13 protein-coding genes are annotated in these 15,254 nt (G+C 39.4%); 11 read left to right on the top strand and 2 right to left on the bottom strand.

All coding sequences use genetic code 11. The features are described 5' to 3' along the window. Positions 1–611: 611 nt before the first annotated feature. The gene (locus JFU18_RS20650; protein ID WP_307838351.1) at positions 612–1,181 is read right to left on the bottom strand and encodes a recombinase family protein; all 570 of its coding nucleotides are present in this window, start codon (positions 1,179–1,181) and stop codon (positions 612–614) included. 1,615 nt (positions 1,182–2,796) lie between these two features. Between JFU18_RS20650 and JFU18_RS20655 the strand changes: the two genes are divergently transcribed. From JFU18_RS20655 to JFU18_RS20690, 8 genes are all read left to right on the top strand, one after another. Further along, positions 2,797–3,687 (top strand): hypothetical protein, encoded by an 891-nt coding sequence (locus tag JFU18_RS20655; protein WP_201034351.1) that lies wholly within the window; start codon positions 2,797–2,799, stop codon positions 3,685–3,687. Positions 3,688–3,999: 312 nt separating this feature from the next. Continuing rightward, positions 4,000–4,290: a helix-turn-helix domain-containing protein gene (locus JFU18_RS20660; RefSeq protein ID WP_201034350.1), complete on the top strand. Its 291-nt coding sequence runs from the start codon at positions 4,000–4,002 to the stop codon at positions 4,288–4,290. A gap of 3 nt (positions 4,291–4,293) precedes the next feature. Beyond that, entirely contained in the window at positions 4,294–4,779 is a 486-nt protein-coding gene (locus tag JFU18_RS20665) for a hypothetical protein (RefSeq protein WP_201034349.1), read from the top strand. A gap of 2 nt (positions 4,780–4,781) precedes the next feature. Further along, the gene (locus tag JFU18_RS20670) at positions 4,782–5,531 is read left to right on the top strand and encodes a hypothetical protein (protein ID WP_201034348.1); all 750 of its coding nucleotides are present in this window, start codon (positions 4,782–4,784) and stop codon (positions 5,529–5,531) included. Positions 5,532–5,662: 131 nt separating this feature from the next. Continuing rightward, entirely contained in the window at positions 5,663–5,869 is a 207-nt protein-coding gene (locus tag JFU18_RS20675; RefSeq protein WP_242486480.1) for a Thoeris anti-defense Tad2 family protein, read from the top strand. Between the two features lie 101 nt (positions 5,870–5,970). Continuing rightward, positions 5,971–9,348 (top strand): phage tail tape measure protein, encoded by a 3,378-nt coding sequence (locus JFU18_RS20680; protein ID WP_201034346.1) that lies wholly within the window; start codon positions 5,971–5,973, stop codon positions 9,346–9,348. 427 nt (positions 9,349–9,775) lie between these two features. Further along, positions 9,776–9,976, top strand: a complete 201-nt coding sequence (locus tag JFU18_RS20685) for a cytoplasmic protein (RefSeq protein WP_201034345.1) — start codon at positions 9,776–9,778, stop codon at positions 9,974–9,976. 186 nt (positions 9,977–10,162) lie between these two features. Then, positions 10,163–10,705, top strand: coding sequence for a CopG family transcriptional regulator (locus JFU18_RS20690; protein ID WP_201034344.1), 543 nt, complete (start codon positions 10,163–10,165; stop codon positions 10,703–10,705). A 375-nt stretch (positions 10,706–11,080) separates the two neighbouring features. Here JFU18_RS20690 and JFU18_RS20695 read toward each other — a convergent pair whose 3' ends face one another. Further along, the gene (locus JFU18_RS20695; RefSeq protein ID WP_137057903.1) at positions 11,081–11,695 is read right to left on the bottom strand and encodes a PH domain-containing protein; all 615 of its coding nucleotides are present in this window, start codon (positions 11,693–11,695) and stop codon (positions 11,081–11,083) included. Positions 11,696–12,010: 315 nt separating this feature from the next. Here JFU18_RS20695 and JFU18_RS20700 point away from each other — a divergent pair, with 315 nt between their 5' ends. The 3 genes from JFU18_RS20700 to tig all read left to right on the top strand — a co-directional run bounded on the left by JFU18_RS20700 (position 12,011) and on the right by tig (position 15,044). Next, positions 12,011–12,259: a hypothetical protein gene (locus JFU18_RS20700; RefSeq protein ID WP_001983650.1), complete on the top strand. Its 249-nt coding sequence runs from the start codon at positions 12,011–12,013 to the stop codon at positions 12,257–12,259. Positions 12,260–12,457: 198 nt separating this feature from the next. Further along, on the top strand, positions 12,458–13,456 hold the full coding sequence (locus tag JFU18_RS20705) for a hypothetical protein (protein ID WP_201031836.1): 999 nt from the start codon (positions 12,458–12,460) through the stop codon (positions 13,454–13,456). Between the two features lie 310 nt (positions 13,457–13,766). Next, complete coding sequence (tig, locus tag JFU18_RS20710; RefSeq protein WP_002034203.1) at positions 13,767–15,044, top strand: trigger factor; 1,278 nt, start codon at positions 13,767–13,769, stop codon at positions 15,042–15,044. Positions 15,045–15,254 lie beyond the last annotated feature (210 nt).

Below are 15,254 nucleotides of genomic sequence, written 5' to 3' on the forward strand. Positions count from 1 at the left end.
GCGACTCTTTTCTCTTTAACCTTGTAGTATGTATCTACACTATTTTGACTTAAGGTTGCTGTAACGGCAGCTAAGATTATCCACAAATTCATGTTTTCACCTCTTTTTCTTTATAACCTCATTATACAATATAGTTGACATGAGGCAATTGAATCGTATGCTTTTTCCTTAAATTGATTAAAAACATAAGTAGCGAAAACACATTCCTCTTAAAAGACTACTAAATAACTGATAAAAGGGTGCTAGGGTGGTTAGTCCATTTACTATTTTCGACCTTTCCCGCATCTGTATCGTACCTCTGTTTATTTAAATTCCATACTGTATAAATCGAATGTTAATATTGATGTAACCTCGTGTAATATTTTCGATGAAACGCCGAACCCCTTGCGAGAGTAAACGTTAAAAGCATGTAAATAAGCGTAAAGAAGTTGACGGTAGTTTACATTTATAAGACTTCGCGGAGATATGCGAGGGGATTACGGTAGGTTAACGTTGAGTTATCGCCTTTACACTAGCTGAAAACGGGAAATGGGCGCCTCTCTCGAAAACAGGGGGTCTGCGCATTCTGTTCGATTTCAGTAAATAAAAAAGACGCCAAATAAATTCAGCGTCTATTGTCGTTGCTTTCTCGCATATCTTTCTAATGTCGATAAAGATACACCTGTCATTTCTGCGGTTTTCTTCATGCTCCACTGCATCTTCTCTCGCATTTCCATCGATTCTTTTAACTTCGTATCGCTGAATTTCTTTGGGCGTCCTTCCTTAAAGTCAGGGCGTTGTCTAGCGATTGCTTTTCCTTCCTGCGTACGTTGAACGATTAAGCCACGTTCGAATTCTGCGAATGCACTGAATATATTAAACATCAAACGTCCCTGAGGAGTGTCTTCGATAATCCCGCCGAGGTCTAATACATGTACCTTCACACCACGTTCGAATAACATTTCGATAGTTTCCGTCGCTTCCCTCGTTGTCCTTGCGAAGCGATCCAACTTTGTTATTACAAGCGTGTCGCCTTCTTCTAGTACGTTAATAACTTCGATAAACTTCGGACGTTCTGTCGTCGTTCCCGTGAACTTCTCATGATAAATCTTATCGCAACCATACTTCTCTAGTGTTTCTATCTGCGTTTCTAAATCTTGTCCGACCGTACTCACTCGTGCATAGCCTAAAATCTTAGTCACTATAAAATCGCTCCTTTAGATACCTTTCCTGCGTCTTATTTTTGAAGGTAAGATATGAAGGTGTCTCGTGTACTTATCTTACTACGCACCTATTAAACCGTCAATACTTGTGAGTTATGAAGGTTTTTTGAATTGAACAAGGCGCTTTTTCTATATGGAATAGGGCGCATGTATGTACCGCATTTTCTGACGACGATACAACGTCATATCTGTTTCACAGGGCGCACCGTGTACGATTTCATAGGGCATATATACCAGCGTATGTTAGGGCGGATATGGTAGCCGTCATAGGACACGCATAGGCTCATATGGGCGTTTCTGTCTGCGTATGTATCACAAGTATTCTAAGTAATTAACGGGCTCATTTGCGATGTCCTAGACGCTGTTAATTGACAACCTATTCCGTAATACACCATATCGTACTATCAGGTATCGTTATACTGCATCGTACATCACGTAAGTACTGCATGTTAGTGTCTGCGTTAAGTGTTCGAAAGGGTTATCGAAAAAGATTCTATTAATCTGTTCTCGAAAAGAGTTCGGAAAGTCTTCGAAGAGTTATTCGAAAGTGATCGCTTTCTTTTATTCATCCTTTCATTCACTCTTTTCGATTCTCGTTGCGCATTCAAAACGTGATTAAATCAACGTTTCTTTTTATGTATAAAACTTTATTCGAATTGAATGTTCATTGAATGTGCGAAGAAGATTGTTAAATCAACGTTTCTCTTCGAAAGTCGAAAGTAACACAAAGTCCTTCTGTGTCATTCGTTATTCATTTGATTGAATTCGATATTCATCACGACGCCATCCCAAAACTCGGAAAGTCACCACCCCCCAAGCCCACCACCGATACCCCCTGAAGCAGTCCCCTACGAAAAGTACACGCAGTTTTCGACTCAGGGCGTTATAGGAAACCCTTTATCGCAAAATATTCGCATACTCTTCGACCTTGTCCGACCCATGAGCGGTCTACCTATCATAGCTCAACCACTCACTAGCTAGACCCATTATATAACTATAGCCAGTATATAAATATATTATCGCAATAGATGCGAGAGTAGCCTAACTAGCGATAATAACGCCCCTATTATAAGTAGAGACAAAGATAACTACGCCTAACGGCTTAGGACTTATCGCATTAAGGGAACTGCTCAAGTCAATGATTATATATTACTGCGTTATTTATTAAAGAAATTATCGCATTCTATATAAATAATACTGGGAGCGCCAGCGAATCAGTGGGAGCAGATGCCTTTGTGCGTACCACAGCAGTTAGATGGTTATCATTTAGTGGTAGTTGATGCGTAATAAAAATGTACTTAATCAACCCAGATAACAGAAGGGGTTTCATATGGAAAATGGCTGTATCCATTGGTAGAGTAAGGACGAATGCTATTTTCTTATGTGTAAAAAAATGTGTGAAAAGGTTGTTTATGTGCAAAAAAAGTGTGTAGTGTTTACAGCGGTTTGCATCCATCAAACCTACCTGTATTTATGATATGTGCAAAATTAATAAAAAAAGTAATTAGATATGCAAATAACAGCGTTTCGGATGTCCCTATGTATCGAGGAAGTAATTTTCCATCACCAACATAACGAAAAGGGGCAGGTTATTATGACTACACTAAACGGAATTACGGAACTAGTAACGACGGAGGGCGAATTATTATCGATAGAAGAATTAAGAGCGCAAATCATTGCAGAACACGAAGCGACTAAAACATCTCAACGTGACGCAATCATAGCGAAGAGAGAACGAGAATTACGACGTGAGAAAGATAAGCGGGTATTCTACAAAGTCGCACGTAAGATTGTCAGCACTAACCAAGAATTAAAAAGCGCAGACTTAGGCGTCGTATTACGATTGATGCAACATCTATATTACGGAAATGACGGATTGCTTTCTAACGATAGTGGTCGCAAAGGTGAGAATGCAGTAACTGTTGCGAACATGATGAAATCGCTAGGAAAGAGTCGCCGAGGATTAGTGCACGTTCTTGATCGCTTGGAAAACGCAGGTATTATCAAAGTAGATAGAAGTAAGAAAACAGCGAAGTATTATATTAACGAAGAACTAATCGCATGCGGAAAGGGTGTTAACATGGAAAAGGATTTCGTAAAGGTTTATAAGACTCACACAAGCAAAGTACTAGATAGACTAACGGACACTGAAGCAGGCATCATCTTCAAATTAATGCCGTACATTCACGTAAGTACATACATGCTGGTCGAGAACCCTGACGAAATGGACTTATCGAAAGTTGAATATCTACCAGTCGCAAGATTAGCAGAAATCGTCGGACTAGAATACAAGTCATTCACGAATAAGTTACGCGGAATCGTGAAGAAAGGCGCACTTGCTAAAATCTCATGTGGAATTACGGCATTAAAGGGCGATGCATATGCGTTGAATCCTCGAATTGTCGACCGTGGATATATTAGCGAGGTAACGGATGCGTTAACTGGAATCTTCGATACATTAGAAGAACGAGTATCATCGAAATAATAACTTGGAGGGCTTCGGCTCTCCTATTATTTTTAAATAAATTGAAGAAATTACGTTAAGTACGCCAAATAACAAGCCGTTAGAAGGCGATATAGGATGAAGAAGTAAAAATACTTTATCTAAACTTAAACCATACAAAATACATGGTTTTATATTACTAACTTAACTTTGCTCTGTGATTACCTGCACTGAGCTGACAATGTGAGAGGGATAGGTACGCACAACCTGTCTCTCTACCTCCAATTTAACTTTGAACCATATCAAATATATGGTAGTAATATCAATCAATTAAATATAAGGAGTTGATAGAAAGTGAGCAAAACAACTAAACGAGCAAATGCGAATAGGATACGTCTTATTAGAAAGATTCTTGGTATGACGCAGAAAGAGTTCGCAAAGGAATTAGGCGTACAACCCCTCGCAACAACCCGTTGGGAATCAGGGCATCAAGTACCTAACGAATACAATATGCGTAAGGTGGAACGGTTAGTCGGAAAAAATAACTTATATAAACTAGATATTCTCGTTAAAGATATTGCGACACGAGACGCAAGACAAGCGGTATCATCAGAAATTAAAAAGCTGAAAAAGAAAGGGGAATGAATTATGGAAGAATCATCTAAAATCGATGTATCAAAACCACGTATCACCGCTAATATACATAGAATCGAAGATAGATACGATTACCTGGTGGTCTTTTTATACGATAAGAACCGACTGGTATTCAAAGATGTTTCACCGATTTATAACGTAGGTTTTATCGCAGATAAAATTGAGACTGTTATTGATAAGCATTGCGGTGAAGTAACGGATTATGACGTTTGGACAAGCACACAGCTTATCTACACTGCGCTACTTCACGAACAACGAGTATCATGCGAGTTGAAAGACGAAAGTGAAACGTCAGAAACAGCGGAATATATAACAGGCCCTACGACATTAGCGATGTTAAGCGACTACTATTTCGAGAAGGACGGGAAGGCGCATCATTGCCGTAATGTACCCCTTTGGGAGCAGGTCGCAATCTATATGTTAAAGAAGATAAGAAATGGACTAAATAAAGTAACCAATAAAATAAAGGGAGAGATGTAATCATGGCAACTATTCAAGAGAAAGTAAATCAAGCAAGAGATATTCGTCACTCAGGAATGAAAGAATTCATGGGAGGTCTAATGGGATACGCAAGAACTGAACGCAATCGAATTGAACTTGACGGAATGTTGAGTGATGAAGGAAAGGCACAGAAACGCAAGCAACTAGACGATAAATTGGAAGTCGGATTCTTCCTTCAGGCACAGCGATTCCAAAAAGAATATCGTCAGCTATTATCGGAAGCGAAATCCGAAGCACAAGCGCTATTACTCGCTGAAACTAAAAAAGTAGATGCGCAGAAACAACGTTTATTTGATAGAGAACTATTGGCTCTTAAAGGCGCTGTATTATTCGGAGAAACAACAGGGAAGCGATTAGATGCGATGAAAGAATTAGTAAGCAAAGCGGATGAACGTGGACTAGCCTTGCAGATTGATGGCGAATTTATGAGACTCGCTGAAACTGTCATCAATGCAGGCGGAAGTCCCGAAGATAAATACAGTGCTAGAATTGGATTGCGTAAAATCCATAGTCAGCTACAAGAACAGCAGGACGTTCCCGAAGCGGAACAACTTCGTAAAGCATTCAGTGATATCGCTGATTTAGAGAAAACGCCAGTTGTTAACATGGGATTATTCGAATCTAATCTAAAAGAAATCGGAAAACGTACACATGCCTTCGCTAGTAATATTGATGAATACCACGAACAACATGCTGGCTTCATTGCGGAAGTACAAGCAAGTGTTGAATAAGTAGGGTGGGGCTTTGCCCTTCCTACTAGCAGATTATCAAGATATCAAGTGAATTAACGCGTAAATATAGACTTTTGGCGGTGTAATATAACCGCTACTAAACTAATAACGAAATGGAGCGATTATTAATGATGGAATTCAACGAAGCATTAGTACTATTAAAGGAGGGTAAGGGAGTCAAAAGAGAAAGTGAGAAGAAGACATTATACATCACGGTAGGTGGCAACTATATCATGAGTAAATGCGACCATCCTATCAGTGGTTGCGGTGCATATACGCCATGGGAACCGACACCAAGCGATATCCTAGCAAGCGATTGGGTAGAGGTAAAAGCATAAGATACGACAATTGAGTTACGAACTAAATAAACGATGATTAAGGCGTTATCCGCAGATGGTAGCGTCTTTTTTGCATTCAGACAACGAAGGGGATGAAATATATGAGCGCGAGCGCAGGAGAAGTCAGGGCGAAACTGATTCTCGACAATACACAGTTTAGGCAAAGTACGAAACAGGCGAAAGACGACATGGATAAGTTCAGCAAAGGTTCGACCAGTACATCACAAAGCATGTCCTCACTAGGTAAAGCGTCAGCCGTCGCAGGTATTGCGATGGTCGGCGCTATTGGCGCATCTGTTCAGTCGGCTATGAACTTCGAGCAATCAATGGCGAAGGTTAAGGCGATATCAGGTGCGACAGATACTGAGTTCGCACAGTTAACGAAGACAGCGAAGGATTTAGGGGCGTCTACGCAGTTCAGTGCATCACAAGCGGCGGAAGGTCTATCGTTCCTGTCAATGGCAGGATTCAAGGCGCAGGATTCTATTAATGCGTTACCAGCCGTACTTAACCTAGCGGCAGTTGGCGGAATTGAATTAGGTAAAAGTGCGGATATAGCCTCGAATATTATGACGGGCTTCGGATTAAGTTCGAAAGATACCGATAAGGCTGTCGATATTTTGGCGAAAACAATGACGACTGCAAATACCGATCTAGACATGTTAGGTATGGGTATGAAATATGTTGCGCCAGTTGCATCTGCATTAGGGTGGGGCATGGAGGATACAGCGACGGCTATCGCAAAGATGTCCGATGCAGGTATTCAAGGTTCGCAAGCAGGTACGTCATTACGTGCGATGTTACTATCCCTAGCGAATCCTACAGGACAAACAGCGAAAGCCTTCGAGAAGTTAGGAATATCGGTGGTAGATACGAACGGGCAATTCAAACCACTTCCCGAATTAATTGGACACGTCAGCGGAAAGATGGAAGGCATGACGGATGCGCAGAAGACCGTTACTGCGGCACAGTTAGTGGGAACAGAAGCATCAGCAGGTTTCCTCGCATTAATAAATCAAGGACAAGGCACATTAGAGGGGTATAAACGAAGCCTAGAAAACGCTGGCGGAACAGCGGAACGTGTCGCCAAGATTCAGCAAGAAACACTCAACGGTGCATGGATGCAAACAAAGTCAGCGATGGAGGGCGTAGTAATTGCTATTGGAGAATCGTTACTTCCTTCGTTTACTAGTTTCGCTGACGGCGCTACGAAAATGGTCGGATTACTGGGAAAGATTGACCCTAAGCTAATCGGATTCGGTTTGACTATGGGAGCAACTACCGCTGGTACTGCGTTACTCGCTGTAGGTATTATGAAGGTAGTAACGGCAATGAGAACATTATCTGTCGCTATCGTAACGAACCCTGCAACAGCATGGATCGCTGGTATCTCGTTAGCTGTCGGAACATTAACCGCTGCTATGATGCACGGCAAAGGCGCAACGCAAGAATACAAAGAGGTGAACATGGAAACGTACAAGGAACTAGGCGAGCAATCACGTACAGTCGAAGGACTAGCGACCCAGTTCGATGAAATGAAGGCGAAGATTAATCTAAGTAATGACCAGTTGCTTCGTTATAGGGATGTAATGAAGGAAGTCGATTTAGTTGAGAACCCTGAAAAGAAAAAAGCATTAGTTGATGAAATGAATAATCTCGCTAAAGCATCAGGAGTATCGCATGAGGAACTAAAGAAGTTCTTAGGCGTCAACGACGAAATGATTGCAAAAGCACCTGCTACTGCGCAAGCATATAGCAAGAATGGCGAAGCACTTGCGTTAAGTGCGGATGCGGCCCGAGAGTTAGTTTCTGCTCTTAAAGAGAAACAGAAACTCGAATTAGACCAGCAGTTAAATCAGGCGTATAAGAATCAGGCGAAGGACTTAAAGGACTATGCAACTGCTGTCGAAGAAGGAAATGCGAAGATATCGAATCGTAAGAACTTAGTCAAGGACGTTGAAATGCAACAAACAAAAGTCAACAGCCTAGAGGACAAGTACAACGAAGCTGTCAGAAAAGGTCAAGAAGGTAAGGCACACATGTACAAGAAAGAGTTATCGCATGAAGAAGCGATTTTGAGGTCGAAACAACAAAAAATCGATGCGAATGAACTCGCAATCTCGCAACACGCTATCGAGATTCAAGGTATTCAAGCCAAGCGACAGGAATCAGAAAACATCGTCCGTACTCGTGTAGCGGAAGCGATGGCAAGCGCAAAAGTCTCGTATGAAGTCGGAAAGGAAGCCGAAGCAATCGATAAGGCTCTCGCAGGTCACCAAAAGACTATCGATATTTACGAGAAGAAAACAGCTGGTCAGCAAAAGGTTACGGAAGAACAGACGAAGGAATACGAAAATGCGGTGAAGGTTAAGGGTGAGTTAGAAAATACGAAGACTGCTATCGAAGAGATGCGGGCGAAGCACGAGAAGAATACGGCAGAGTACGATAAGCAAATCGAAAAAGCTGGGAAGTTGAACGATAAGACTAAAGAATCTGTCGACAAAAACGTCAACCTGAAGACTGAAGAAGCCGAAGCCACGAACAAGAAGGTCGAAGGTGAAATCGAGAAGCCTAAAGATAAGAAAATGGGTGTCGACGATACACAGGCGAAAGATGGGATTAAGAAGACCGAAGGCGAAATCGAGAAGAAAAAAGATAAGAAAATGGGCGTAGATAAGACGGATGCCGACAACGGAATCGCCGACGTCGATAAGAAAGCGACAGCCGAGAAAATCAAGAAGATTTTCGGTAATACCACGATGGCAAACCTTGTTATCGATGCGTTAAACATTCGTGCCGAAGCGAAGAAGACGAAGAAAGTCGACGCTGATAAATCGCAAGCCGATGCGAAAATCGCCGACACTGACCGCAAAGCCCTAGCGGAGAAAGTCAAGAAGATTCTCGGGGATGGCAAAATGGCGGAAATAGCAATCAGTATCCTTGATAAGCATGCACAAGCACAGAAGACGAAGAAAGTTGACGTCGATAAATCGAAAGGTGATGCGCAAGTCGATGATTTAGATAAAAAGGCGACAGCACCGAAGACGAAGCGAATCTCGCTAGAATGGCTCGGTGACCTGAATCCTCTGAAGTATTTCCATAGCGGAGGTACGGTAGGTTCATCGCCATCGAACCGATCTACACGACCGAAGTATCACAGTGGCGGCTCACCTCGTGGATTGGTCGGTAAAAGTGCGAAGTTCGACGAAGTAGATGCAAGGTTACGGAAGAACGAGATAGTATTAACGCAAGCACAACAAGCGAATCTATTTAACTTCATTCGTACTGCGAATCGACCTTCTGTTATGGGCGTCGCATCAGCACCGCAAAAAGGCGGCGGAAATAACGGCGGCAATGTCTATCAGTCTACTATTCAAGTAGCGGAATTACACGTACGCGAGGAAGCAGATATCGAAAAGGTTGCGCAGGAATTAGCGAGACTAGAGCGTCAAAAACAACGAGCAAGGGGGCAATGGTAAATAGGATATACGAGGGGGGCTTAAAGGCTCTCTCTTTTATTTTTTATAATACACGCGAAAATTACGATGCCGAGAATGACGGCACTCTATATATCTTAGGCGACGAAACGGTCAAGGAAGAAGAAGTCGTTAAGGCGTTAGCCAAAACGAAATAATCGTTTAGGGCTTCGGCTCTAGTCGCTTTTTTTATGCGTAAACGATATAGATTGGTAACGAATGGAATCGTATCATTTAGCATAACTGGCGTCGGCTCATTCACATTCAAAGAAAATAACGTTTCTAGTGCGATGGGGTAACCGTTATCGGAACTTATCCTCGACAGTGTGTTACAATTAATCGAAGCGGAAAACGAGAATCTCCAATTGACTGAACTTGTGATTGGTTGGACAGTTAAAGAAGGTTGTATAAAAAGGGAGATGGCGCAAAGATGGCGAGAGCAAACGAGAATGATTTAACGGAGAAATTGGCAGAAGGTCACCGAAAATATGGTGACGGCAACTTTACAATACAGAACATCGGCGATGAAACTAATTCGAATTGGACTGTCGTAAAAAATGTGAGAAAGGGATCGGCGGGCATTCGTGAAGGGGAAGATATATTTAGCCTGCGATCAAAATATATAAAATAGTGCGGAGATGGGCGGGGAACACTTCGCCTGTCTTTCTTTTTAAGTAGATTAAGAAACGGCGAGAGTGAGATGAACGGCAGATTTGCTACACCTTTTTATTTTTGTGTGATATATTTAAAAATAAGAATTGTAAAATATGAATAATTGGATATTACGCAAGTTGCGTAATTGAAGGAGGCATAAATTATGAAGATTGAAGAGTTAATAAAATTACTCAAAGGAAATACCGCTAAGGTAGTTGGAAAAGAGATTGGCATATGTGATAAAAGGTTGCTAAGGGGGTTAAAAAACGCGGGGTATGAGTATAGTAAAAAAAGTGATATAGGTTGGCATTTTACAGGACAAGGAGAAGCTCCTTTAAAAAAGGATATTCGAGAATTTATAGCGGTCGCGGATGATACGAAGGTAGAAACTACAGATGATGTACTCGAGAAAAAAGACGTAAGTGGATTATGGAAAATGCTAAGCGAATGGGTTCCGATTAAAAACGCAGTTAATGAGATTATGCAAGAAAAGGAAAAGATTTCGGCGCAGAAGAATACTAGTCCGATTCATTCGTTATATATGCGTATTGGAGAAAGTGGGACGAAAGAAAAAGTTAGCAGGACGGTGAATATTGACAAGGATTTATGTGTGAAAGTAGGTGTATTCGAGGATATGTATCGTCTCAATCGAGATGATATTATAGGGGCTGCGCTCTATGAATTCTTCAAGAAGTATAAGGTGTAATAGCGGTGAGAGGGACGTGGGATTTTATAATCTGCGTCTTTTTTTCGGCTATAATTGCGGAAAGATACGCCGAGAAACGTATTTTAAGACGATTATCTTGTCTTCCGTGGATATAGTATCATCTAAATGCGTCAGAATTGTCGATAGAGAATCGGTAGAATAAAAGAGTTTTAAGCGTTGACGTAGAGCCGTACTATAGCGTATAATATTAATTAATAAAAACGGTCAGTTGACCGCCCAAATGAACGTTCAGCAAACGATGAAAGAGTCGTTTATATATCGTAGGTAAATAACGGGTCGGGAGTTCGAATCTCTCCTGGGACGCTAAAAAAACCTTGTTATCTTTTGATAACAAGGTTTTTTGTTTGTTTTAAATTAGTTATTAATAAATTTTTCAAAGACAAAACCGTAATCTTTCACGTTATATTGCTTTTTCGTATCAACGAGCCAGCTAAAGGCGATCTCGTTCATCTCTTTAAACTGTTCTGCTAAATTTACTTGTGCATTTGAAATACGGCTGAAAGCGTTAGATGCCATATCTAAACTTTTATGTGCATACTGCAATGTAATGTCGTTGTCGTATGAAATTTCTTCGATTTTAAGAAGAGCCTTATATAAATCTTTTAATTCTTCAATATGTTTTTTATGAACATCAATTGAGTAATGCTCATCTCCCATCTGAAATTTAATTTCTACATCTAAATCAATCGTTCCTGCAGTTTCAAGTGCTACGTTTTTAATTTGATATTTACTATAGCTAAAGCGGCGTAATGTACGTTTTTTGCTTGTGGCACTTGTACCATCTAGGTGAATTAATCCTTTGTTTGTAAAGCAATATTCATCCGATTTTGATTTAATAAGAAAGTAAATTTTCTCCCCATCTTCATGCATTACGTAATCATCAGCATCGACCTTATCGTAATCTTTTGGTGTGATAACGGAACCTACATCGCTTAATCCTAAAACGTCAGCTGCCATTTTTTTGAACATATATAATCCCCCTTGTAAATTAAATTCTTAATTGTACAAAAATACATTAACATGATTTTAAACTTATTTTTGAAATCTTACAACTCTGTAAGGTAAGTGTAAGGAAGTTCGATGGTAACAAATTACTAATCCTATATAATGAAGATAACAACGATAAATGAGGAGGAAGAGATGATGAAAGGATTAATCGTAACGGGTTTAACAGTAGCTTTTGGGTTTGTGGCGTATGAAAAGTTAACATATGTAATTGATGTTGTAAAACATTTAGTAGCGTAGAAAAAACTGCCATGAGAGGGAAAGGGAATGAGTGAATGAATGGAATGGTTATTTGGAATTATAGGTACTTGTAGTGTAGTTTTATTGTTCTTTGTCCCGAGTGGTATACTTAGTTCGACAACGAGTTTGTTCTTTTTAAGTTTGTTTGCTTGTACGATGCTTATTATTATGTTTTTAATGAAGCGAAGTAAACCAATCTTCTATTTTAGCATGATTGTTATGGCAATTATTGTTCTCCAAATTATTACCCTTGTTATATACCCCACAATTATAAAAGCTTTCCATTAATGATGAACCCTCTGCCGTCTGTTGCTGAGGGTTTTTGTTTGTGAAAAATGAATTTCATTTAGAAGTTTGTTGCTTTTTCGTTATGAAAATAGAATATTCCTATATTTCAAATAAATAATTTTGGAATGTTGTGTTCTCATTACGCATTTGATATATTTACTTTGAAGATCATTAAAATCTAGAAAAAGAGGCGGACGTATGGATAAAAAAGAAAATACGGTCGTATTGTTTCCGCAACTATCAGAACGCTATATTGATAAAGGTTTTTTAGCGTTGAAAGAGCGGGAATTCGAAGATGCATTGCGCTGCTTTGAAATATTACGTCAGTATAATGCAGAAACGGAACAAACAGAATTAGCTTCCGTTATTTGTTTGCTAGAATTAAAACGTATGGAAGAAGCGAAAGAAAAATGTGAGCAGTTGCTTGAAACAGGAGCTATATTATTTGGTGATATTCTTGAAACGTATGTAACTATTTTAGTTCAAACAAATGATTATGAAGGTGTCATTGAAACTGTTGAGGAAGTTTTGCAAACGAAAGATATAATTCCTGAGCAAAAGGAAAAATTGGCGCAGCTGGCTTTGTTTGCGCAAGGGATGCTGAATGAAGAAGATACACCGCTAGTGGATTCGAATTTTGAATTAGAAGAATTTACCGATGGGCTTTTTGGAGAAAACTTTGGTCAAAAGCTAAGAGTTATCCAGAAACTTTCGTTAAAAGACCTGGATCTCGCACTTCCTACTTTAAAGAAATTTTTAATAGACGAAGATCAGCACCCGTATTTAAAAACTTCTATTTTGTATAAAATGGTAGAAAATCAAATAGAAGAAGAGATAGAAGTAGAGAAGTTTGGAAATACGATAAAGGTGATTCCAGCATTTACAGGTCATAATGAGGAGCAATCCGATAAAATTATACATAAATTCTCAAACCGATTAGAGCAAAATTATCCAGATATATTTAGTACGATGGTTACATACTGGAAAGAATTACAAATTAGCATTTTTCCGTTCCCTCTATTAATGGATAAAGTAGAAATTTGGGCTGCTGTCTTAGAGAGAATTGGAAGAAAGCGTTTCGGATTGGCTATTGATGAAGAAGAACTTATGACAGCATACAATATTGAGTTTGAGGAATTTCATATTGCCTATCAATGGTTACTGCGCATTGAAAGAGAAGGGTATTTGCCCGTATAATTATGAAAAAGAATCGTTCAGTTATTGAAACGAGCACATTCTATGTTATAATGTAAGGGTTGCAAAAGGCAGAAATCTGCCTGTTTGTAAGAGAAGAGGAGTATAATTCTCTTACTTAATATGTTTCATATTAGTCTCGAACAAAATATACCGTAGTTGTCTTTTAGACAATTAGTAGATTGGAACATTGTATCTGAAAGCTTTTTGCTAGAGGGTTATTTGTATATTTGTTATTTCAAGAAAGAGATAATAAAAATTTTGATCTATAGAGGTATGTGCATACATTATTATAGTTGGAGGGAAAGAATAAATGTCTACAAAATGGGAAAAATTAGAAGGTAACGTTGGCGTTTTAACAATCGAAGTTGATGCTAAAGAAGTAAATAACTCTATCGACGCTGCATTCAAAAAAGTAGTAAAAACAATTAATGTACCAGGTTTCCGTAAAGGAAAAATGCCTCGTCCATTATTCGAACAACGCTTTGGTATTGAATCTTTATACCAAGATGCTTTAGATATCATCTTACCAAAAGCATACGGTGAAGCAATCGATGAAGCTGGTATCTTCCCAGTTGCTCATCCTGAGATTGACATCGAGAAATTCGAAAAAGGCCAAAACTTAATTTTCACTGCAAAAGTTACTGTAAAACCTGAAGTTAAATTAGGTGATTACAAAGGTTTAGCAGTAGAAAAAGTTGAAACAACTGTAACTGACGAGGATGTAGAGAACGAAGTAAAAGCTTTACAAGAGCGTCAAGCTGAACTAGTTGTTAAAGAAGAAGGAACTGCTGCAGATGGTGATACAGCTGTAATCGACTTCGAAGGTTTCGTTGATGGCGAAGCATTTGAAGGCGGAAAAGGCGAAAACTATTCTCTTGCAATCGGTTCTGGTACTTTCATCCCAGGTTTCGAAGAGCAAGTAATTGGTCTTAAATCTGGTGATTCTAAAGAAGTTGAAGTATCATTCCCAGAAGAGTACCATGCTGCTGAATTAGCTGGTAAACCAGCAACATTCAAAGTAACAATTCACGAAATCAAAACAAAAGAACTTCCTGAGTTAAACGACGAGTTCGCTAAAGATGCTGACGAAGAAGTTGCAACTCTTGATGAATTAAAAACAAAACTTCGTACAAACTTAGAAGAAGGCAAAAAGCACGAAGCTGAGCACAAAGTACGTGACGAAGTAGTAGAATTAGCTGCTGCTAACGCTGAAATCGACATTCCAGAAGCTATGATCGACACTGAGTTAGATCGTATGGTTCGTGAATTCGAGCAACGTTTAAGCCAACAAGGTATGAACCTTGAGCTTTACTACCAATTCACAGGTACTGACGCTGACAAATTAAAAGAGCAAATGAAAGAGGATGCACAAAAACGTGTAAGAATCAATCTTGTTCTTGAAGCTATCATTGAAGCTGAAAACATCGAAGTTACTGAAGAAGAAGTAACTGCAGAAGTTGAAAAAATGGCTGAAATGTACGGTATGCCAGTAGACGCTATCAAGCAAGCTCTTGGAAGCGTAGACGCTTTATCTGAAGATCTTAAAGTGCGTAAAGCTGTAGACTTCTTAGTAGACAACGCTGCATAATAAAATAACAAGGCGCGATTTTAATCGTGCCTTGTTTTATAAATATAGAAATATATTTATAAAACTTTTCGATGAAGAAGGAAAAGTACCTTTGTAAGTCGAATATACATATTTCAAAAGTTTTAAAATTTTTTTATTTGTACATAACTAGTCATATTATTTGTATTTCTCGCTACGTAGTGACATAATATGTATTTACATACGATACAT

It is taken from the genome of Bacillus sp. TH22 (assembly GCF_016651015.1).
GTDB classification, from domain to species: Bacteria; Bacillota; Bacilli; order Bacillales; family Bacillaceae_G; genus Bacillus_A; species Bacillus_A mycoides.

Bases quoted from the DNA above. Each gene is read 5' to 3' on its own strand.
- JFU18_RS20655 (WP_201034351.1), top strand. From the start codon at position 2,797: ATGACTACACTAAACGGAATTACGGAACTAGTAACGACGGAGGGCGAA.
- JFU18_RS20665 (WP_201034349.1), top strand. From the start codon at position 4,294: ATGGAAGAATCATCTAAAATCGATGTATCAAAACCACGTATCACCGCT.
- JFU18_RS20670 (WP_201034348.1), top strand. From the start codon at position 4,782: ATGGCAACTATTCAAGAGAAAGTAAATCAAGCAAGAGATATTCGTCAC.
- JFU18_RS20675 (WP_242486480.1), top strand. From the start codon at position 5,663: ATGGAATTCAACGAAGCATTAGTACTATTAAAGGAGGGTAAGGGAGTC.
- JFU18_RS20680 (WP_201034346.1), top strand. From the start codon at position 5,971: ATGAGCGCGAGCGCAGGAGAAGTCAGGGCGAAACTGATTCTCGACAAT.
- JFU18_RS20685 (WP_201034345.1), top strand. From the start codon at position 9,776: ATGGCGAGAGCAAACGAGAATGATTTAACGGAGAAATTGGCAGAAGGT.
- JFU18_RS20690 (WP_201034344.1), top strand. From the start codon at position 10,163: ATGAAGATTGAAGAGTTAATAAAATTACTCAAAGGAAATACCGCTAAG.
- JFU18_RS20695 (WP_137057903.1), bottom strand. From the start codon at position 11,695: ATGTTCAAAAAAATGGCAGCTGACGTTTTAGGATTAAGCGATGTAGGT.
- JFU18_RS20700 (WP_001983650.1), top strand. From the start codon at position 12,011: ATGGAATGGTTATTTGGAATTATAGGTACTTGTAGTGTAGTTTTATTG.
- JFU18_RS20705 (WP_201031836.1), top strand. From the start codon at position 12,458: ATGGATAAAAAAGAAAATACGGTCGTATTGTTTCCGCAACTATCAGAA.
- tig (WP_002034203.1), top strand. From the start codon at position 13,767: ATGTCTACAAAATGGGAAAAATTAGAAGGTAACGTTGGCGTTTTAACA.